At 44.3% G+C, this 20,693-nt stretch carries 17 protein-coding genes and 2 tRNA genes; 13 read left to right on the top strand and 6 right to left on the bottom strand.

The genetic code is table 11. The annotated features are described in order from the left end of the window. Positions 1-55: 55 nt before the first annotated feature. From PSYC_RS08090 to adk, 5 genes are all read left to right on the top strand, one after another. Positions 56-2,101 (top strand): heme lyase CcmF/NrfE family subunit, encoded by a 2,046-nt coding sequence (locus PSYC_RS08090; RefSeq protein WP_011280826.1) that lies wholly within the window; start codon positions 56-58, stop codon positions 2,099-2,101. A 1-nt stretch (position 2,102) separates the two neighbouring features. Continuing rightward, positions 2,103-2,753, top strand: a complete 651-nt coding sequence (locus tag PSYC_RS08085; protein ID WP_011280825.1) for a DsbE family thiol:disulfide interchange protein — start codon at positions 2,103-2,105, stop codon at positions 2,751-2,753. After that, on the top strand, positions 2,750-3,328 hold the full coding sequence (locus PSYC_RS08080) for a cytochrome c-type biogenesis protein (RefSeq protein WP_011280824.1): 579 nt from the start codon (positions 2,750-2,752) through the stop codon (positions 3,326-3,328). Before PSYC_RS08085 ends, PSYC_RS08080 begins: the two co-directional genes overlap by 4 nt. Continuing rightward, entirely contained in the window at positions 3,325-4,605 is a 1,281-nt protein-coding gene (ccmI, locus tag PSYC_RS08075; protein WP_011280823.1) for a c-type cytochrome biogenesis protein CcmI, read from the top strand. The genes PSYC_RS08080 and ccmI overlap by 4 nt, the downstream gene beginning before the upstream one ends. Positions 4,606-4,824: 219 nt before the next feature. Then, entirely contained in the window at positions 4,825-5,481 is a 657-nt protein-coding gene (adk, locus tag PSYC_RS08070) for an adenylate kinase (RefSeq protein WP_011280822.1), read from the top strand. 345 nt (positions 5,482-5,826) lie between these two features. Here the strand turns inward: adk and secB are convergent, their stop codons facing one another. The 4 genes from secB to rsgA form a co-directional block, all read right to left on the bottom strand. Continuing rightward, positions 5,827-6,276 (bottom strand): protein-export chaperone SecB, encoded by a 450-nt coding sequence (gene secB / locus PSYC_RS08065; RefSeq protein ID WP_187147134.1) that lies wholly within the window; start codon positions 6,274-6,276, stop codon positions 5,827-5,829. A gap of 192 nt (positions 6,277-6,468) precedes the next feature. Further along, positions 6,469-6,732, bottom strand: a complete 264-nt coding sequence (gene grxC / locus PSYC_RS08060) for a glutaredoxin 3 (RefSeq protein WP_011280820.1) — start codon at positions 6,730-6,732, stop codon at positions 6,469-6,471. Between the two features lie 266 nt (positions 6,733-6,998). After that, the gene (locus tag PSYC_RS08055) at positions 6,999-7,454 is read right to left on the bottom strand and encodes a rhodanese-like domain-containing protein (RefSeq protein ID WP_011280819.1); all 456 of its coding nucleotides are present in this window, start codon (positions 7,452-7,454) and stop codon (positions 6,999-7,001) included. Positions 7,455-7,602: 148 nt separating this feature from the next. Next, positions 7,603-8,706: a ribosome small subunit-dependent GTPase A gene (rsgA, locus tag PSYC_RS08050; protein WP_011280818.1), complete on the bottom strand. Its 1,104-nt coding sequence runs from the start codon at positions 8,704-8,706 to the stop codon at positions 7,603-7,605. A gap of 221 nt (positions 8,707-8,927) precedes the next feature. Here rsgA and orn point away from each other — a divergent pair, with 221 nt between their 5' ends. Beyond that, positions 8,928-9,515, top strand: coding sequence for an oligoribonuclease (gene orn, locus PSYC_RS08045; RefSeq protein ID WP_011280817.1), 588 nt, complete (start codon positions 8,928-8,930; stop codon positions 9,513-9,515). A gap of 368 nt (positions 9,516-9,883) precedes the next feature. Here orn and PSYC_RS08040 read toward each other — a convergent pair. Together PSYC_RS08040 and PSYC_RS08035 are read right to left on the bottom strand one after the other, a co-directional pair. After that, a tRNA-Asp gene (locus PSYC_RS08040) sits at positions 9,884-9,960 on the bottom strand. A 54-nt stretch (positions 9,961-10,014) separates the two neighbouring features. Next, positions 10,015-10,090 (bottom strand) — tRNA-Val (locus PSYC_RS08035). Positions 10,091-10,360: 270 nt separating this feature from the next. Between PSYC_RS08035 and PSYC_RS08030 the strand changes: the two genes are divergently transcribed. The 7 genes from PSYC_RS08030 (at position 10,361) to PSYC_RS08000 (ending at position 20,627) form a co-directional block, all read left to right on the top strand. After that, the gene (locus PSYC_RS08030) at positions 10,361-12,004 is read left to right on the top strand and encodes a cardiolipin synthase (protein ID WP_011280816.1); all 1,644 of its coding nucleotides are present in this window, start codon (positions 10,361-10,363) and stop codon (positions 12,002-12,004) included. Between the two features lie 102 nt (positions 12,005-12,106). Continuing rightward, the gene (locus tag PSYC_RS08025) at positions 12,107-13,402 is read left to right on the top strand and encodes a tetratricopeptide repeat protein (protein WP_011280815.1); all 1,296 of its coding nucleotides are present in this window, start codon (positions 12,107-12,109) and stop codon (positions 13,400-13,402) included. A 122-nt stretch (positions 13,403-13,524) separates the two neighbouring features. Continuing rightward, on the top strand, positions 13,525-15,093 hold the full coding sequence (locus PSYC_RS08020) for a 3-deoxy-D-manno-octulosonic acid transferase (protein WP_011280814.1): 1,569 nt from the start codon (positions 13,525-13,527) through the stop codon (positions 15,091-15,093). 8 nt (positions 15,094-15,101) lie between these two features. After that, the gene (locus PSYC_RS08015; RefSeq protein ID WP_011280813.1) at positions 15,102-15,845 is read left to right on the top strand and encodes a 16S rRNA (uracil(1498)-N(3))-methyltransferase; all 744 of its coding nucleotides are present in this window, start codon (positions 15,102-15,104) and stop codon (positions 15,843-15,845) included. A gap of 255 nt (positions 15,846-16,100) precedes the next feature. Further along, positions 16,101-17,225 (top strand): Fe(3+) ABC transporter substrate-binding protein, encoded by a 1,125-nt coding sequence (locus PSYC_RS08010; protein ID WP_011280812.1) that lies wholly within the window; start codon positions 16,101-16,103, stop codon positions 17,223-17,225. A 53-nt stretch (positions 17,226-17,278) separates the two neighbouring features. Beyond that, on the top strand, positions 17,279-18,973 hold the full coding sequence (locus PSYC_RS08005; protein ID WP_011280811.1) for an ABC transporter permease: 1,695 nt from the start codon (positions 17,279-17,281) through the stop codon (positions 18,971-18,973). Positions 18,974-19,271: 298 nt separating this feature from the next. Continuing rightward, positions 19,272-20,627, top strand: a complete 1,356-nt coding sequence (locus PSYC_RS08000) for an ABC transporter ATP-binding protein (protein WP_406621522.1) — start codon at positions 19,272-19,274, stop codon at positions 20,625-20,627. Positions 20,628-20,693 lie beyond the last annotated feature (66 nt).

Genomic DNA, 20,693 nt, shown 5'->3' with positions numbered 1-20,693 from the left:
AAACACCAATCCCTAAAATAAACAATGACCGTTAAGGTAAACAAGGTTAGACCGTATGTTAATCACAGAATTGGGTTATTTTGCCGTGCTAGCCGCCTTTATGTTGGCGATTTTGCAGGTAGTATTACCAACAATAGGCGTTATGCGTGACCATGTTGCTTGGCAGCGTTTGGCACCGAGCTTGGCGTGGGCGCAGTTTGCAGCCATGATTACCTCGTTTGGCGCACTAATGGCAGGCTTTTATTTTAATGACTTTAGCCTTGTCTATGTGTCGCAGCACTCGAATACTTTGCTGCCTTGGTATTATAAGCTATCAGCGACGTGGGGCGGGCATGAAGGCTCGCTCCTGCTATGGATGACTATCATGGCAACGTGGTGTGCCTTGGTCTCATACTTTAGTCGTGGTTTACCATTGTCGATGCGCGCGCGCGTATTGGTGATATTAGCCGGTGTACAGATGATGATGCTGGCAATGCTCATCTTTACCTCGTCACCGTTTGACCGCACTTTACCAAACCTGCCAGTGGATGGTGCTGACCTAAATCCTGTCTTACAAGACTTTGGTCTAATTATCCATCCACCGATGCTGTATATGGGCTATGTTGGTATGGTGGTGCCGTTTGCATTTTGTATGGCAGCATTGTGGGAAGGTCGCTTGGATGCGGTATGGACACGCTGGTCACGTCCATGGGCATTGGCTGCTTGGGGGTTTTTAACCATCGGTATTGCACTAGGTTCGTGGTGGGCATATTACGAGCTTGGTTGGGGTGGGTGGTGGTTTTGGGATCCAGTAGAAAACGCTTCATTGCTGCCTTGGCTGGCAGGTTTGGCATTGCTACATTCGCTTGCAGTCACTGAAAAGCGTGGTGTCTTTAAAGCGTGGACGATTATGCTGGCAATTTTTGCCTTTGCATTAAGCTTACTCGGGACATTTTTGGTACGCTCTGGGGTAATTACCTCTGTGCATTCATTTGCCGCAGATCCCACGCGTGGTTTAGTGGTTTTAGCGATTCTTGGGATTATTATTGGTGGTGGTTTATTGATGTTTGCTGTACGTGGCTGGCGTCTTACGATCGAGAGTCAGTATCAGCTGATTTCACGTGAGTCGTTTTTAGTCATTAACAACGTCATTATTTTGATTGCGACCTTAGTGGTATTACTTGGTACGCTATATCCCATCATTGCCGATGCCTTTAATTTAGGTCAGGTATCCGTAGGTCCTCCGTATTTTAATGCGCTGTTTGTACCGTTGACTTGGCTATTGATGGTAGCAATGGGCATGGGCTCTAATATCCGCTGGAAACAAGACAGCCGTCCGTTATTGGGCGTTGGCATGGTCATTGCGGCAAGTAGCCTTGTTTTAGCCGCAGTTATTGCCTATTTTGTTAGCCCATCTGCCATGCTCAATATTGGCGTGACGCTAGCGGTGAGTTTTTGGGTATTGTTATGGATGGTAGTTGATTTTAAAGACAAGACCAAAAATGCCCCAAGCTTCTTTAAAGGCTTAGCTAAGCTGCGTTTAAGCTACTGGGGTCAGCAGACAGCTCACATTGGCGTTATTATAGCGGTCATTGGTATTGCCTTTACCAGTACCTTAAGTATTGAGCGCGATGTGGCATTGGGTGAAACGGATACTGTTCATGTGCAAGGGTACGACTTTGAAATAAAAGACTTCCATGAAGTCAGAGGCAGTAACTTTGATGGTATGCAAGCAGAAGTTGAAGTGACCAAAGACGGTCGCCCAGTCGTTACTTTATATCCAGAAAAACGTACCTATGTTATCAGTGGTATGCCACTGACTGAGGCAGCGATTGATGCCAGCCTTATGCGTGATGTGTACGTAGCACTCGGTGAGCCTATCGCTGAAGACGGCAACCAATGGGCGATACGTATTTACGTGAAGCCATTGATTCGCTGGATATGGCTTGGCGCTATTATTATGGCATTGGGTGGTCTGCTGAGTATGCTTGATAGGCGCTATCGTCTCAAAACAACTAAGACGCCCGCTCAAATCGCAGCGAGTAAGTCAGGTTTTGCGACCGTTGCTGACTTAGATATTAACAATGCGACAGATGCCACGGCACCAATGGGGGAGAAGTAAGATGACTCAGTCAAATAAGTCTCCTCAAAAAAGTCCTGAGAAAAAAGGCAAGCAAACGATGAAGAAAAGCCAAATCAGAATATGGTTTTTGATTCCGCTGATCATCTTTGCTGCTTTTATAGTCATGCTATATTTTCGTTTAGGTCAGCCTACCGATATCGTCACCAATACGGCTCTTGAGCGCCCAGTGCCCGCTTTTGAGCTGCCGTTATTGTCAGATACCAGTCGTATCATGACCAATGACAACCTGCCAGATCAGCCGTTTTTGATGAATATTTGGGGCTCTTGGTGCCCAACTTGTATCATTGAGCATCCTTTTTTAATGCAGTTAGAGGAACGCGGTGTCAATCTGGTGGGCGTCAATTATAAAGATGATATTGGTGACGCGCTCGGTTATTTAAATCGAGGCGGTGACCCTTTTTCGATGTCTATCCAAGATTTATCCGGTCAATTTGCCTTAGATTTGGGTTTGACCGGTGCGCCAGAAACCTTTGTGGTTGATGGTGAAGGCGTTATTCGTCAGCACATTGTCGGTGAGATTAATGAAAGCAATTGGCAAAGCCGTATCAGGCCTTGTTTGATGGTACTCAATGAGGCGGATAAGAGCAATGTCAGCCCTGATCCTGACCAAGTTAAGGAAGCGTGCAAATGATGATAATGCCATTCAAATCCATCACGAAAAATTTGGCAAGTTTAATTATCGCTTGCTTGTTTGGTGTGCTTAGCATCCATGCCTATGCCGCCATTGACGTCTACGACTTTGACTCAGTACAGCAAGAGGCTCAGTATCGCGGTCTCATCGAAGAGCTGCGCTGCCCAAAATGTCAAAACCAAAATTTGGCAGGTTCTGATGCGCCTATTGCCCAAGATTTAAAGCAAAAAACCTATGACATGATTAAAGAAGGTCGTAGTGATGGTGAGATTCGTGCCTATATGCAGGAGCGTTATGGCGACTTTATCACTTATAAGCCGCCAGTACGTCCTTCCACTTGGATATTATGGTTCTTCCCGCCACTATTATTAATTACATTGATCGTTGGCTGGTTTTGGCAAAGTAAGCGCAGTCAGCGTATTGCCCGTGGTCAAAGCGGCACCATAGTAGACAGCGTGGCAGCATTATCAGCAGCAGAAAAATCGGAACTTGAGCGTCTGTTATCACGAGCCAATCGCAATGATAGCGTCAAAAACAGCGATCAAGACATCACAAGCATAGAGGATAAAAAATGACCCTATTTTCTACTTTTGGCTTATTTATTGCCCTAAGCTTACTGGTTGCACTCGTACTGGCAGTTATCGTTATCATGCCTTGGCTACGAGCGTCACGTTTACGAGAAAATCCCGTTGACAATCAGCTGCTAGATATCAATATTAGTGTATTTCGTGAACGTTTGACAGAATTACAATCGGACAAAGACAATGGCACTATTGATGATGCCCATTATCAAAATCAGAAAATTGAGCTTGAGCGCCAGCTATTGGATGCTCAGCGTGAAGTCACTCCAATGGTTGCGCCTGGTATCAAGAGTCGTTTGATTATCATAGTATGGGTGCCTGTGCTGGCAGCATTGGCTTACTTTTTGGTGGGTGACCGTACACCGGTGTTCGATTTGTGGGCGGCGGAGGATAAAGTTGCTCAAGTGGCAGATGACTTATTGACCGGCAAGATTGATCAGCCGCCAGCTTGGGCAATTGAAGATGGTACTCAGTTGATCAGTGCGATGCAGACCAACGTCTATCGTCATGCTGATGATCCTGATCGCTGGATGCGTTTATCAGAGCTGTTCTTATCTTTGGAAGCCACCGACTCAGCCATTGAAGCCTTGTCTCGTGCTTATCGTCTGTCACCAGACAACGAAGAGATCGCCACCACCTATGCGCAGATTAGTTTTTTTGCCAATAAAGGTCAGTTGGATGCCAATAGCCGCCGTGTTCTGCAAGATGTCCTTGCCAAAAATCCGCAGCACGAAGGTGCGCAGATGCTGATGGCAATGGGTGAGGCGCGTGGTAATAATTTTGAGCAAGCACAAGGTTGGATTAAGCGTTTACGTAAGAATATTGCTGCCAAACCAGGTGATCATACTCAAGCACTGAGCAGTCTTGATGAGCTAAGCGCCAATGTCAAGGCGCAAAAGCAGCAAGCATCTGAAGGCATTGAGGTGACTGTATCTATTGATGATAAGTTGTTGCCACTAGTGAAAGCTGAAGATGTGTTGTTTGTCGCGATACGTGACGTTAAAGGTGGTCCGCCATTTGCCGCCAAGCGTTTACCGATTAGCATTATTAAGCAAGGCAAAGCAACTATTAGCCTGAGTGATTTAGATGCTATGATGCCAGAGCGTACACTAAAATCTGCTCGTGATGAAAAAGTTCAGTTGGCAGTGATTGCTCGCATCAGTCATAGCGGCACTGCCATTGCAGAGTCGGGCGATTTATCAGGTAATCCGGTGGTGATAAGCGTCGAGCAAAATCAGGTCAATGTTGATATTAACCAACAAGTTCCTTAATGCGCTAATTCCAAAATAACATCCTACATTCAGTGTGCGCCATCGTCTCATCTATGGCGCGCAACCGTGTCCCATGAACAGATAAGTCATGGTATCTTGCCGCATTAAGACTAAAAATACTTGAGCTTTTGAAAGCCACAAGGTAAGGTAAGCTCTGCAAACCACCAATCCCTAAGTTTTACTAGTCCCAAAATCCTATTTATTAAGGAGAATCGTGTAATGATGCGTATTATTTTGCTAGGTCCACCAGGCGCCGGTAAAGGTACCCAGGCTCAGTTTATTTCTAAAGAATATGATATGCCGCAGATTTCAACTGGTGATATGCTGCGTGCAGCAATCAAAGAAGGCAGTGAGCTTGGCAAACAAGCCAAAGACGTGATGAACGCTGGTGGTTTGGTTTCTGATGATCTTATCATTAACCTAGTGCAAGAACGCATCGCTAAGCCTGATTGTGTCAATGGCTGTATTTTAGATGGTTTTCCGCGTACTATTCCACAAGCGCAAGCGCTTGCAGATGCCAATGTTACGATTGACCATGTGATCGAAATCAGCGTACCTGATGATGAAATCGTCAAGCGTTTATCAGGTCGTCGCCAACATGCCGGCTCAGGTCGTGTGTATCACATTGATCACAATCCACCCCAGCAAGAAGGCATTGATGATGTCACGGGCGAAGCGCTTATCCAGCGTGAAGACGATAAAGAGTCAACCATTCGCGACCGTTTAGCCATTTATCATGAGCAGACTTCTACCTTAGTTGGCTTTTATCAAGACAAGGCTAAAGAAGGCGGCGATGCCCCTAAGTATGACAAATTCGATGGCACGCAAGGTATTGATGATGTAAAACAACAAATATTCTCTGCCCTAAAAAGCTAATATTTGTGCTGAAGCTGTTGATTTAGCTGATTAATCGATTATTGTTATTGAGGACCCTGCCGCTATTAATAGCCATTCGCAGGGTTTTTTTAATATAGTCGGTGAAAAGTAATATCGATACAACACGTACTACTGGTGCAAATTTTTCTTGCTTGCTGTGCCTACGCAGACAGAGGCTGCAAAAAATTTACACCAGTAGTACTGTAGCGACTTTAAAGTATTTCAACTATATTTCTAAGTAAACACTAAAGATAATCTACAAAAAAGCCGCTTACTCATGATGAGTAAACGGCTTTTTTATCAAAACAGACCACCTTTAACAGTAGCACATTTTTAATCTAACCCTTACGCGTTACCTTCAGCATCAACTTGCTGTTGGCTTTGGGCATAAGCTTGATCAAAGTTCACTGGCGCAAGCAATAACTGCGGGAAGCTACCACGCGTTACGATGTCGCTAATGACTTCACGAGCATACGGGAACAAAACGTTCGGGCAGTAAGCACCTAAGATTTGACCGATTTGGTCTTCTGGGATGTCTTTTAATAAGAAGATACCTGCTTGATGAACTTCCGCAATGAATGCGGCTTCTTCTGCATTTTTCGCAGTGACGCTAACAGTCAGTACGACCTGATAGTGATCATCATCCAGTTTTTCGGCATTGCTAGATAGGTTGATATCAAGCTCAGGGTTCCACTCTTTGGTAAATACGCCAGCGCCTGGGACTTCAAGTGACATATCTTTGACATAAATACGCTCTAATGCCAATTGTGGTTGTGCTTGTTCTTCAGCCATGATAATTCCTCTAAAAGTTAATCAAATGATTGGACAAACTGTTATTTTAATAAAATAGCATTGTAATATAAATCAAGACAAAAGCTCGATATTTTTTAGCAAAGCCCTTTATAGCGGTCCTTATTCTTACTTATATAAATTACTCACCTAGATTAGTAAGATAGATAAAGACAGCTGGAACAGCAAGATAGCAAATTAACCCGCTAATAGCTCGTCAAGTTTGCCTTGTTGGTTCATTTGATTCAGCTCATCAAAACCACCGACAAAGGTCTCACCAACGAAAATTTGTGGCACGGTGCGATAGTTATTGGTTTTTTGCATCAAAGCACGACGATCATCGCTACTCATGTCGTGCATACCAATCTCTTCATAATCAACACCTTTTGATTTAAGCAATTGCTTGGCGTTTGAGCAGTATGGGCAGATAGGGGTGGTGTAAACTTTAACAGATACAGTCATGAAAATTCCTTGTTTATAAATTTATAAGGTAAGAGTTTTATGATAAACATTCATTGAATAAAAATTATTATAATCTACTATCGATAAGTCATAGGCAAATATATTGTTTGATGCTCACTATAAAGTGGGGATAGGCAATATAAATTCAAGCCAAATAAATGCAAAAGCGTTGTCAGTATAATAAATGCCACATAAAAAAAGACACCCTATGAAGAGGTGTCTTTTTTATTCACTATTGATAGATAGTAAGTTAATGCTCTAGCAAACTATTTATGCAAGCTTGGTTTTGCTTTCATTTTACTTTTTGGCTTAGCATCTTTTATCCCAACGAGCGGCATTCCAGCGCCTTGCCAACCACCAATACCACCTTCTAAACGATAAACGTTTTCTTTACCAATCATTTGAATCGCCGCACCTGCTTGTACACCCATGTCGCAGATGATAATCACTGGTTGCTCAATCGCACGAATTTCCTCAATGCGGTCTTTGAGCTCAGTAAACGGGATGTTGCGACTGCCTTGGATGTAACCGGTGACAAACTTCTTTTTGGCGCGGATATCGATAAGCTGCGCATTTTGCGAATTCACCATCATACCAAGGGTATTGGGTGAAATCTTTTTACCGCTACGTTTGTTTTCAATAGCAAAAAATAGCACGGCTAGTACGGCTAATATACCAAATAAAAACGGGTGGTTTCCCACAAATTCCAGCGCACGATCCAAACCATACCTCCAAAAAAAATAAGTGTTCTATTACGCTGAGAAGACAGCCTAATGGATTGAACAAGGCACTATTATACCGATTAGCCCAACCATAGTAAACGTGTGATGGCCAACATCGTGATTAACGCTTGATAAGGCTCAGTAGGGCTTAATAAGGTTTAGTATCTGCCTCTTCTCTTAACGTCACAAGGTTTTCGACGCGGCGTTGCAATACCTCGCCATCAGCAACCGCCGCCCACAACGCGCAGCCTTTACTATTGTGAGTGTGGCGGCAGTCGCGGAACTGACAGTCGCCCGCTAATGCTACCAACTCGACAAAGCCTGAGATAATGTCATCAGGCGTCAAGTGCCAAATACCATACTCGCGAATACCGGGGGTATCGACAATGCCACCTTGGGTCAAATCATCGGGATTAAAGGGCAATAAGCGACTGGTCGTGGTGGTATGTTGACCGAGTTTTGAGTTATCAGAGATGATATTCACGCTTTGTGCTGATTCAGGTAACAAGGCATTGATTAAGCTGCTTTTACCGACACCAGATTGACCGGCAAAAATAACCAGTTTTTTATCTATGTAACGTTTTAGCTCATCAAGTCCTTCTTGCTCATCGCTATCAGTGACGTTTTCAGGACAATCGACTGAGGTCAATACGCTCTCATAACCGAGCGAAGCATATTGCGCCAATAATTCATTGGTATCGACGCCGTTTTCTTGCGCCAATAAATCGGCTTTGTTGAGCACTAATAAAGGCTTTACTCCAGCATGATGGCATACGACTAAATAGCGATCAATAAGTGTCGGGGCGGCAGCAGGTAAGGGCGCAAACACGATAGCAAGAATATCAACATTGGCGGCGACAGGCTTGAGCTTATGATAACGGTCGGGGCGAGAGACAAGTGAGGTGCGAGGCTTGACCGATTCGATACGCCCAAAGCCTGTGTTTGAATCAGCGCTCCAGCGTACTTGATCGCCTGCCGCTAGCATCGGTAAGTTCGTACGTACGTGGCAGCGCCAAATATCACCCAATGCCATCGTTTGCCAAAATGGCTCAGGATCATCAGGCGCAATATCAGGCTGCATCGGTATCACTGCTGGCAAGCTGGTCACTTGTACCTCCAACTGCTTGCCATAATGCGCCATGACCACGCCATCCATCAAACTGTCATCAATACTGTCTTGACTAAACAGCTGCTGCTTGTCGATGCGACGAATCTGCTGTTTAGTCAGTTTGCGTTGCCGGATTAATGCCATGGGTTTGTGACCTATTATAAAAAATATTGCTCAGTGTAGCGTGAAAGTTTGCTAACATACAGCCTAAAGCGCCTGCACTGAGCAGAGATTTTGTAATGTTTTGGTGTTTATAAATCAATAGGTGCCAGTGATTGTTGTCTAAGTACAAACATTTATAGGCGATTTATTTTACTAACAGTGCTGTTAAATTGTCTCAAACTTTATTGACCATAGGATATTTTATGACCACCGGCGACCATCCCAATAAAATTAAAATCAAAAACCAAGGCAAAAAAGGGTTGGTATGGATTGACCTAGAAATGACCGGACTTGATACCTTAAACGATGAGATTATCGAGATAGCCACCGTTGTCACCGATGAAGATTTGAACGTCCTTGCCGAAGGACCTGTCTTTGCGATTAAAGTCTCTGATCGTAAACTAAATGGTATGGATGACTGGAATACCAAGCAGCATGGGCAGTCGGGACTGGTTGACCGTGTGCGTCGTAGTACAGTGACTTTAGCAGAGGCAGAAGCTGAAACCCTTAAGTTTTTGAATAAATGGGTCGATAGTGGCAAGTCGCCGATGTGCGGTAACTCGATTTGCCAAGACCGCCGCTTTATGGCGCGTCAAATGCCAGAATTAGAGAAGTTCTTTCATTATCGTAATCTTGATGTGTCGTCCATCAAAGAGCTGTGTTTCCGCTGGCGTCCTGATGTCCTCAAGAATTTTGAGAAAGGTGGCAGTCATTTAGCGTTAGATGATATTCGTGATTCAATTCGCGAGCTCAAACACTATCGTCAGCATTTCTTTAAACTGATACCTTAAAACTGACACCTTAGAAAAAAGGGTATCAAAAAAGTCTTCAGATGAATCAAGCGCTAAGATTGGGCTAATTTGTTTGAAGGCTTTTTTGTATCAAAAACCAAATTTTAACAACCTTGATCAAAAAATGGTCACCGTTTGGTCACTGAGCACCTGCTCACCGATTTCTAAAAGGTAGACGGTCTGCGCATAAACTCGTTACTGATGCAGTAAAAAAGAATAATCTACTCAGATTTCACATATGAATGAAAAAAAGTAAACACGTATAAATCAATAACTTATATAAGTCTACAGACACAAAAAAACCTCAAACAATCTAATGTTTGAGGCGAAACTTGCTTAAACTCGAGAGTCTAAATTCGTTTTAAATATGGCGCAGCGGACGGGACTCGAACCCGCGACCCCCGGCGTGACAGGCCGGTATTCTAACCAACTGAACTACCGCTGCTTAGGTCATCTTTAGCGTTTCACCTTTATCAAGAGGTCCACGTCGCTAAAATAGTGGTGGGTGATGACGGATTCGAACCGCCGACATTCTGCGTGTAAGGCAGACGCTCTACCAACTGAGCTAATCACCCTTTGAACAATTGCTAGGCAATTTATTCTACATTAACCGAGCCCTAAGTTTGTCACTAAGCTCTGCTGCTGTGGGTGTGTATTATATAGATTTACACATGGCTGTCAAACACTATTTCATATTTTTTATAAAATGATTGCGAAAAGGGCTTTTGAGAGTATAGCTAGATGATGTAATAGCCTATATAGCAACTACATAGTTACCTATTGCGTGGCAGATAAAAGCCTCTATACTTGATTGGTTATATTTGATTATAGTGTGCCATTAAAGGTTGGAGGCGAAAACAATAGAAGCTTTATCTACTACTGAGCAGCAAGTGGCAGCATGGTCATGGACAGACTTTGCTGGGCTTGGTCTGATATTTCATATTATTCTTATGATTGTGATGACTTTGCGTATTGTCTCGGTACAGCGCAACATTGGGGTGGCAATCGCATGGATAGCGGTGTTGTTCACCTTGCCAATATTTGGCTTGATTGCTTATGTGCTCGTCGGTGAGCCGATGATTGGTCGACGCTATCGTCAGCGTATGGATCAAGCGCGGCTATTGATGAATGAGATGGCGCAGCGCGAGCACTTGATATTTGATAAAGGGCAAGAGGTACTGCCAACTCATTATCGCGGAGTCAGTCACATTGGTACGCGTTGGACAGGGTTTGGGGTGTTTTCAGACCATGACATGCAGCTGTTGACGCATGTCAATATTATTTTTAAGCGTATGATTGATGACATCGATGCCGCTCAGCGCAGTATTTTGATGGAGTTTTATATTATTTATCCTAAGGGGCAAGTGCTTGATGTGATAGATGCGTTGATGGCAGCGGCTCAGCGCGGAGTTGAATGTCATATTCTGATTGATAGTGTGGGTAGTTTTAGCTTTTTTAATAGTAAAGCGCATCGAAAATTAGAAAAAGCGGGCGTTTTTGTCCATCAGTCATTGCCAGTAGGGCTGTTTAAAACCTTGTTTAAACGCTCAGATTTGCGCAATCATCGCAAAATCGTGGTCATTGATGAGTATATCGGCTATATCGGTAGCTTTAACTTGGTTGATCCTAAGTTTTTTAAGCAAGATAAGGCGGTCGGTGAATGGATTGATGTGGCGATACGCAGTGTCAGTGATACTGACATCAGTATTGCTACCGCGATGGCAAAAGTATTAGTAACCGATATTGGGGCGGAAAATAGCGACAATCTAGACGCGCTGCATCAACGAGTCAATAGCTATACGCGTAAGCTGTATCTGCGCAATCCGACGATTAATGATCTCAATAGTCGCATCAAAGTATTGGATGACGCGATAGAGAATGTAGAAATGCCTTGTATTGGCGCGATGTCGACAGTGATTCCGCAGCTGCCGGTGGTAAAAGGCGTAGTCGCACAGCTTATTCCTTCAGCGCCACAAGTAACCGCTCATGTCATCTATAACACCTTAGTAACAGTGTTGCATCGTGCTAATCACCGTATTTGTATCACAACGCCATATTTTGTACCGGACGAAGCTTTATCAGGTGCGCTGGTAACGGCGGCTAAGCGCGGCGTCGAAGTCACGCTGATTATCCCTGAAAAGGTTGATTCTTTTTTGGTTCAGCACGCCTCGCAAGCCTATTATCAAGAGTTGTTAGAGGTGGGAGTGACCATTGCCTTGTTTAAGGGTGGTCTACTGCATGCGAAGACGGTTGTTATTGACGACGATTATTGCCTATTTGGTACCGTAAATATCGATATGCGCAGTTTTTATCTGAATATGGAAGTCAGTTTGGCGATTTATACGCCTGAAATGGTTGCACAAGTTGCCGCTTGCCAAGAGTCGTATTTACAAAGCTGTCATTTTTTGGGCTTGGATGAGTGGCAACAGCGTCATAAGGCTGAGCGCTTGTTTGATAATGTGATACGATTATTTAGTCCATTATTGTAGCGTTGCCTATTTTAGGTTAAGGTAAGTGACATATTTTGTATGATGATTTTTCGTTTATTGCTTCTATGATTAATTTACTTTTTTAAAGGATACGCGCTCCTTATGTCTGCACCGCCCTTAACGCCCCTTGATTATATTGCAGCAGGCTATTGGCAAGATTTCTTGGTAAGGCGTGCTGTCGCAGGCGGTATCGCTTACGAAGTAGATTTGCATCACTGTAGTTTGGATGAATCGCTGGCAAGCTTGCAGCGTATAGACACCCTGCTGTCTCAGATACGCCGTGATATGGTTAAAGCAGGCATTTGGGATGAAGCAACGTTATTAAAAGACGAGCGCTATCGTAATTTTATGGTGTTTTTGGCTTTTTATGCTGGCAGAGTGTTGGCGCGGCAATGGCGGCAATCGCCGCGATGGTTTGGTCGGTTTGAGCTAGATGCGCGCTATCCTGAATTGGCACTGACAACTGATGATTTTTATCAGCATATGGCGATGCTTTATGGCACTGATACTGATATTTATACCAAAAATAGCAGTAATAGAGATAATACTCCCCTTTTCTTTGCTTTAGAACCGATAGGGATGCGTCTATTTGGTCATATCGACCGAGCGTTTAAATCGGCGCAAGGTTCCCAAGTCGATAGTGGCTTATATCAAGCCGTTAGTGCCAGATTGCCAAAAGCTATAGCAGGTCAGGTAGTAGTAACAGATAAATCAGTCACTGAAGTAGCAGCTATAGAAATAGTAAAGACCACGCCTGTAGCAAAGACAGTAGCAGAAAAACCGCCAACGCCAGAGATGTTTAGCCAACTGTTGATAGAACTAAATGAGATAGAAGTAACACAGGCCACTAGCAAGACTGAATATGAGCAGGAATGCAAAGTTTTAGACCAGTTTGAGCGTCATATTGCAAAGCAACAAAAGCCACGTGAGCAAGTTATGTTTTCAGAGGCGCATCGACAAGCAAAACAGCAAGCACTGCTAGGATTAAAAAAAGCGGCAGATGCAGGCAATAGCGCTGCGATGCTGCGCTTGGCAATGTATGAGCTGCTTGGCGAAGGTTTGATAGCAAATGAAGGCGCAGATAAGGTCGTTGGCATAGAAGCGGGGGTTGAATGGGTCCAACAAGCGGCGAGTAAAAATGACAGTCGTGCCCAGCGCTTACTGAGTAAAATGTATTATCAAGGCGTAGGGGTGACGCAAGACCTTAAGATTGGCAAATATTGGCTCGAACAAGCGGCAGAAAACGGGCACATAGAAGCGGCAAGCTTGGTCGGTCAGTGGCAACAAGCGCAAGCGTTAATCACCACACAAAAGCAAGAGCAGCATAGTCTTAAGCGCTATCAGCTACTGTTTGCAGTGATTATTGTTATAGCCTTACTCATTATTATTCTGGTCTAAAAAACGATGACCAATATTCCTGAATTTAAAAGCGTATTGTTTGGCAATAAATTCAGGTAGAATTGGTGCGTTTTTTATGCGCAACTCCTATTATCTGCTCCATTAATCATCCGGGCTTTTGCATGCCATCTTCTGACACCTCAAAAAATCTTTCCGATAACGCTTTGCCTATGCAAAGCCGAGCGGTACATAAGCCACCTGTTTATTATCAATTAAGTATTGGTTTACTAAAGCCGCTATATCGACTACAGGTATGGCGTCGCTCGCATGCGCGTGATAATTATCAGCAAGAAGTTGAGCAGCGTTTTGGTAAGCGTTATCCTGCGCCTCCTATAGCGACACAAACGCCTATGCCAGCTGCGAATTTAAATAGCAGCAGCATCAATATTAGTAAGCAAAATAAAACCATCTGGTGCCACGCGGTCTCTTTAGGTGAGACCAATACCGTTGCGCCATTATTGGACGTGCTATTGGCTTGTGGTTACCGGATATGGCTGACCAATACCACTCAGACGGGTTTTGCACGCGGTGCCAGCCGATTTGCAGAAGACATTGCGCAGGGGCGATTAAGTCACAGCTATGTGCCGGTTGATAGTCCAGCGGTGATTGAAAGGTTTTTAAATCATGTGCAACCTATCGCTGCTTTGTTTGTAGAAACGGAGCTATGGGCAAACATCTTAACCAAACTGTCTGAGCATCATATCCCGAGTATCTTGGTCAATGGGCGACTGTCAACATCCTCTTTTAAAAGCTATCAAAAGATTGGGGCGGTAAGCGCAAGCATGGTGAAAAACCTGAGCTTAATCATTGCGCAGGATAATGACTCCGCCAAACGCTTTCGGCAATTGGGTGCGCATAGCGCCCAGATCCGTGTAGCAGGCTCGCTAAAGTGGGTTATTAATACGCCTAAGCTTAATGATAATGTCGCTGACATAGACGGTGATATAACCCATAAGCTTACGGATATAGAAGCACGTACGAGTGATATTGCTGCAGATTTAGGTATTATTAATCGCCCAATTTGGGTGGCAGCAAGTACTCATAGTGGTGAAGAAAATACGGTACTGTCATGGCAACAGCAATTACTGTCAAACTCTGCATTGGCAGAGGTACTGCTTATTATCGTCCCAAGGCATCCAGAACGCTTTGATGAAGTAGCAGCGCTTATCCAAAAATCGGGATTGATCATGGCGCGGCGCAGTGCAGCAGAGGCTATAGATATCAACACTCAAGTCTATCTGGCAGACAGTATGGGCGAACTGATGAATTGGTATACGCTTGCAGATGTGGCATTGGTTGGCGGCTCATTGGTCGAAGTTGGCGGACATAATCCGGTTGAGCCGGCAAGTGTGGCGACACCGGTGTTAATGGGCATTTACACTCAATCTTGCCAAAGCGTCGTGGATAAATTGGCGAGCGTAGGGGCGTTATATCAGCCAAACAATGATTTTTATCGTCCTCTTGATAGTGTTGATCAAGCCATAAAGCACCCAAAATCTGTAGATAATAAAATGCTTCTTTGTCAACAGCTAAAATATTGGCTGAGTCATTTAACGTTGGCCAAGCAGGCAGGACAAGCGGGCGCACAGATGACTGAGCAACAGCAAGCAGTATTGAGTCGTCAGTTATCGATGATCGAAAAGGTTATCGAGCAGCATGCTATGCAAAACGTTAGCCAAGATTTAAACTAAGAACCCCTATGAACTGTATTTTATTACCGGCTGCAAACTTCTCTAAGAACTCTGCCCACATCAATGCAGCGGCGCAAATTGCGCATATTAATCAAGTATTGGGGGCAAAAGTAGGCGATACCCTAAGAATTGGGCAGCTAGAAGGTAATCTTGGCAACGCTATAATTGCTGATATAGCACCTGAACGTATTTTGCTAGATGAGGTGAATTTAACGACAGCACCGCCACCTAAGCTTAATCTCACGCTAGTGTTGGCATTGCCTCGCCCAAAAGTATTACGCCGTCTGATTATGGACATGACTGCGCTTGGTGTCCGCGATATTATTCTGATTAATAGCTATCGTACCCAAAAAAGCTACTGGCAAAGTCCGATGCTTAGTCGCCTTGATGAGTTCGTATTAGAAGGGCTGCAACAAGGCGTTGATACAGTAGCTCCGCGCATCAGTTTGCAAAAACGTTTTAAGCCATTTGTTGAGGATAAGTTGGCACAGTTAATCACCAATCGCGCCATTGTGGCTCACCCTTATGGTGCGCTGTCATTTTCCCAATATATCCAACAACAACTAGAAAGTTCTGAATCATCTCATAGGTCATTACTGCCAAGTATGGTTTTTATCGGTGCAGAAGGTGGCTGGATTGATTACGAAATTGAGCTACTGACCACCCAAGGTTGCCAAACCGTTCATATAGGTGCGCGAATATTGCGCACAGAGTCGGCGGTCAATGCTATTTTGGGGCAATGGTTGTTATAAGATGATTATTATAAGGTAATAACAACGGTAAATCTCATTTGAACAATGCATCAAAACTCTTTTAAAAAACCACTCTAAACATCATTAATTATCCATTATTTAACTGAATAATTGGGCTAAATAAATGTATTGATAATTAATCTCATTTCCATTAGTATATGCTTTCCAGACATTAGGGTCTTATTAATCCTATCAAGCTATGATTTTTAATGTCGTTTTATCTTACCTATCCGTCGCGCTATTATGGGGAAAGCCATGTTATTGAATGTGATCAGTGCAAATTTATCTTCTACCAAGCTTACTTTACCGGTTGCCGTATTTGGCATGATGTTGGCGCTTGCTGGCTGTAGTAATTCATCGACGCCAGAAGAAAGCGTTGAAACTGAAACGCCAGCGCCAAGCACTGAGCAAGAAGTAGCAAAAGACAACGCGGCTAGCGCTGATGGACAGACAGTGACTATCTACTCATCACGTAACGAGCAGCTAATCAAGCCTTTATTAGATCGCTACACTGAACAGACGGGTGTGAAGGTTGAGCTGGTTACAGACAAAGATGGTCCACTGATGGCGCGCTTACAGGCGGAAGGTAAAAACACGCCAGCCGATATTTTGTTGACCGTTGATGCGGGTAACTTATGGCAAGCGACTGAGCAAGGTTTATTACAGCCAGTTGCTTCTAGCGTTTTGGAAGCAAACGTACCGGCTAAATATCGTGATCCAGCAGGTCTTTGGACGGGCTTGTCATTACGCGCTCGTACGATTTTTTATGATCCAAGTAAAGTAAGCGCTGATCAGTTATCAACTTATGCAGATTTGGCGGATCCAAAGTGGAAAGGAAAATTGTGTCTACGCACCTCGAAAAAGGTTTATAACCAGTCATTGGTTGCTAGCATGATGGAACATTTAGGTGCTGAAAAAACAGAAGCGGTCATCCGTGGTTGGGTTGATAACTTAGCAACCGACGTCTTTAGCGATGATACCAATCTACTAAAAGCTATCGCCGCTGGTCAGTGTGAAGTGGGTATTGCTAACAGCTACTACTATGGTCGTATACTGGATGAAAAGCCTGATTTCCCAGTAAAAATATTTTGGGCAAACCAAGGCACGACAGGTACGCATGTTAATATCTCAGGTGCTGGCGTAGTAGCGGGTTCAGACAATGCTGATGGCGCATTGAAACTGATGGAATGGTTGTCTTCTGATAAAGCGCAAGGTCTTTATGCCAGCGCTGATAAAGAATTCCCAGTCAAAGTTGGGATTGATGAGTCGGAGATGCTTAGATCTTGGGGTCAGTTCAAACCAGACGATATAAATGTACAGAAGTTTGGTAAATTACAAACCCAAGCCATTCAAATGATGGACAAAGCAGGCTATAAATAAAAAGCTGCCAGTCATTTAATAGAGTTATGATGCGTATGCTACGGTAACAACTTATGATAACAATGCCAGAAGCGTCTGCAAGTCAGAATGATACTGTCAATGAAAGTAATGAAAGCAATGAGAAAGGCGATACGAGTAACTCTATTCGCCAAGACCATGCTACCCGTAAACGTGTCATCTCGAAATCAGTCTTAGGACTGATTTCGTTGTTTATGCTAGTACCGATTTTAATCGTGTTATTGTCATGGACGCAGCCAGTCGCTGATATTTGGGCGCATATGCGTGAGTACGTATTGCCGCAAGTGCTCAAAAATACGGCTATTTTACTATTGATGGTCACAGTGATTTCTGGCACGATTGGCACGGCATTGGCATGGCTTACGAGTATGTACCGCTTCCCTGGACAGCGGTTTTTTTCGTGGGCGCTGATGTTACCGCTGGCGATGCCAGCTTATGTTTTGGCATTTGTCACAGTCGGTATTGTTGATTTTAGTGGACCATTACAAACCGCATTAAGAGATTTTGGTTTTACGGCTGCCATTCCATCGGTACGTAACGTCTGGGGCGCAGGGCTGATATTGTCATTCGCCTTTTATCCTTATGTTTATTTGCTGGCGCGCCAAGCCTTTTTATCTCAAGGTAGGCGAGCGATAGAAGCTGGGCAGATGCTTGGCTTAAGTCGTGGTCGAGTGTTTTTTCGGTTGGCATTACCGCAAGCATTGCCTTGGGTCATCGGTGGTTTGCTACTGGCAAGTATGGAGACGCTAGCGGACTTTGGTGCGGTATCGGTATTTAATGTCGATACCTTTACTACTGCTATTTATAAAGCCTGGTTTGGGTTTTTTAGCTTGACGACAGCGGCACAGTTGGCAGCGCTATTAATTGGTGTGGTCTTCATCGTTGTCCTATTTGAGCAATATTGGCAGGCAAAACGCGGCAAGATCGTTACGCAAGGTAGTAGCCAACGTTTTGAGGTTAGTAAACCGGCTAAGCTTGCTATGACGCTGCTTTGTACGCTGGTATTCTTAATAGCATTTTTGATACCCTTTGCACAGCTTATCTATTGGACAGCGGCAAATTTCCAGCAAGATTTTGATGCCCGCTATATTGATTTTGTCACCAATAGCCTCATGATTGCTAGTATGACCACCGCGTTTATCGCGGTCTTAGCGATTATGATTGCGTGGATTAAGCGTCAATATCCGGATAAATCGACCAAGCTTATGACTGTCTTAGCCAATTTGGGTTATGTAGTACCAGGTACGGTATTAGCGGTCGGTATCTTTATTCCGATTGCTTGGCTTGATAATCAGCTGATTGCTTTTGGTATAACCTCTACGCAGTTTTTATCTGGTAGTGTGATTGTGATGCTGCTGGCTTTATCGACACGTTTTATGACGGTGAGCTTTCAGCCGGTAGACCGTCAGCTTCAGCGTTTAACGGTCAATCAAGAAGCGGCTGCTAAATTGCTTAGCGATAGTCCTTTTCAGCGCTGGCGGCAAGTGATGTTGCCCGTATTGAGCCCAGGGGTATTGACGGGTTTGTTGATGGGTTTTGTCGAAGTCATGAAAGAGATGCCGATTACGTTGATGACACGGCGCCAAGGCTGGGATACGCTGGCGGTACGGGTGTTTGAGATGACCAGTGAGGGCATGTGGGGACGAGCCGCATTGCCAAGTCTATTGATTGTGCTGGTCGGTCTTATTCCTGTCTGGATATTACTGCGTCAAAGTGACAAGCAAGGTTAACGTATTTTTTGATTAAAACATTGTGCTTAAGTGATCGACAGATTTTAATGGGTGCTTCTCACATTGTTCACACTTTTAACGTTCAATATTTTCAACATTGTGAAGCTGGTTTTTCTTAACTAATATAGTTGAAATACTTTAAAGTCGCGACAGTACTACTGGTGTAAATTTTTTGCAGCCTCTGTCTGCGTAGGCACAGCAAGCAAGAAAAATTTGCACCAGTAGTACGTGTTGTGTTGTATCGATATTACTTTTCACCGACTATAGCTTACTGGTACTGTCTATGTATACTGACTTGATGAACGATTCAATAAATCCAGCAGACTCTGAGTCTGTAGAGCCTCAGAGCAAAGCACGACTAAGTAATGTGAAAAAGCCACCTATTACCATCATAACTAAGGCACAAATGGCGCAAGCTTTAGCGGAGAAGGAGTTACAACACAGCACTGCTAGTTTAGATAGCTCCTTCGTTCAACATCATGAGACCGCCGCCACTCAGCCGTATTTTAGTGTACAAGACTTGGTGGTTGGCTATGACGATACCATAGTGGTCAATGGTTTATCGCTAAACTTGCAGCAAGGTGAAATTGGCTGCTTTTTGGGTTATAGCGGCTGCGGCAAGACCACGGCATTAAGAGCGATTGCGGGATTAGAAGAGAGTCGCGGCGGTAAAATCACTCTAAACACTCAGCGGCTGACAGAGCAAGCAGCACGTGTCTCATTTGCCGTTGCGCCAGCCAAACGTGGGATGGGCATGGTGTTTCAAGACTATGCGCTGTTCGGTCATTTAAGCGTGGCAAAAAATATCGCCTTTGGTCTCAATAAATGGTCTGCTGCCGACAAAAAAGCCCGCGTTGCTGAGATGCTCGCGCTGGTGGCATTGTCTGAACATGCCGATAAGCGCCCAAGCGAGCTATCAGGCGGACAACAACAACGGGTGGCGTTGGCTCGTGCATTAGCGCCAAAGCCTAAGCTGTTGCTGCTCGACGAGCCGTTTTCGAACTTGGATGTGGTGTTGCGTGAATCACTGGCGATGAATGTTCGCGATATTCTTAAGCGCACCAATACCACTGCTATTTTGGTCACTCACGATCAAAATGAAGCGTTTGCGCTTGCTGATAAAGTCGGAGTTATGCATCAGGGTAAGCTGGTACAGTGGGCAACCCCAAGTGAGCTATATCATGAGCCGGTCAGCCCGTTTGTCGCTGAGTTCGTCGGCGAAGGCGCGATGATAGATGGCATCATCAAAGAAGGTCATGTCGAGACGGCACTTGGTGATATTTATCGACGGATGGAAGTCTATGATGCGTCAGGTCAGCCGCAGTATTGTGAGTACGATTATCCAAATGGTACGCCGATTAAAGTATTGGTACGTCCCGATGATATTGTCCATGATGATGAAAGTACGCAGACTGCATTAGTGGTTGGTCGGGTGTTTCGCGGTGCCAACTATCTCTATCGCTTGCAACTGGATGATGGTCAAACCGTGTTGTCCTTAGTCGCCAGTCATCATAATCATGACATCGGCACGCAAATTGGCATCTTACCGATACTAGAGCATGTCGTGGTATTTGATGAAAAAGATATCAATACTACGACTTGGTCAGAATATGATAGATCAGAGAGAATTGAAGAAATAAGATATAGTCGGTGAAAAGTAATATCGATACAACACGTACTACTGGTGTAAATTTTTCTTGCTTGCTGTGCCTACGCAGAC

The sequence above is a fragment of the Psychrobacter arcticus 273-4 genome (genome assembly GCF_000012305.1).
Lineage (GTDB): Bacteria > Pseudomonadota > Gammaproteobacteria > Pseudomonadales > Moraxellaceae > Psychrobacter > Psychrobacter arcticus.
Note: the sequence above shows the minus strand (reverse complement) of the source record. Positions and strands in the feature narration are given on the sequence as shown.

Coding starts and splice junctions, on each gene's coding strand:
- rsgA (WP_011280818.1), bottom strand. CDS start 8,706: ATGGCATTAATCCGGCAACGCAAACTGACTAAACAGCAGATTCGTCGC.
- PSYC_RS08080 (WP_011280824.1), top strand. CDS start 2,750: ATGATGATAATGCCATTCAAATCCATCACGAAAAATTTGGCAAGTTTA.
- adk (WP_011280822.1), top strand. CDS start 4,825: ATGATGCGTATTATTTTGCTAGGTCCACCAGGCGCCGGTAAAGGTACC.
- orn (WP_011280817.1), top strand. CDS start 8,928: ATGACCACCGGCGACCATCCCAATAAAATTAAAATCAAAAACCAAGGC.
- PSYC_RS08015 (WP_011280813.1), top strand. CDS start 15,102: ATGAACTGTATTTTATTACCGGCTGCAAACTTCTCTAAGAACTCTGCC.
- PSYC_RS08000 (WP_406621522.1), top strand. CDS start 19,272: ATGAACGATTCAATAAATCCAGCAGACTCTGAGTCTGTAGAGCCTCAG.
- grxC (WP_011280820.1), bottom strand. CDS start 6,732: ATGACTGTATCTGTTAAAGTTTACACCACCCCTATCTGCCCATACTGC.
- PSYC_RS08005 (WP_011280811.1), top strand. CDS start 17,279: ATGATAACAATGCCAGAAGCGTCTGCAAGTCAGAATGATACTGTCAAT.
- PSYC_RS08020 (WP_011280814.1), top strand. CDS start 13,525: ATGCCATCTTCTGACACCTCAAAAAATCTTTCCGATAACGCTTTGCCT.
- ccmI (WP_011280823.1), top strand. CDS start 3,325: ATGACCCTATTTTCTACTTTTGGCTTATTTATTGCCCTAAGCTTACTG.
- PSYC_RS08090 (WP_011280826.1), top strand. CDS start 56: ATGTTAATCACAGAATTGGGTTATTTTGCCGTGCTAGCCGCCTTTATG.
- PSYC_RS08025 (WP_011280815.1), top strand. CDS start 12,107: ATGTCTGCACCGCCCTTAACGCCCCTTGATTATATTGCAGCAGGCTAT.
- PSYC_RS08010 (WP_011280812.1), top strand. CDS start 16,101: ATGTTATTGAATGTGATCAGTGCAAATTTATCTTCTACCAAGCTTACT.
- PSYC_RS08085 (WP_011280825.1), top strand. CDS start 2,103: ATGACTCAGTCAAATAAGTCTCCTCAAAAAAGTCCTGAGAAAAAAGGC.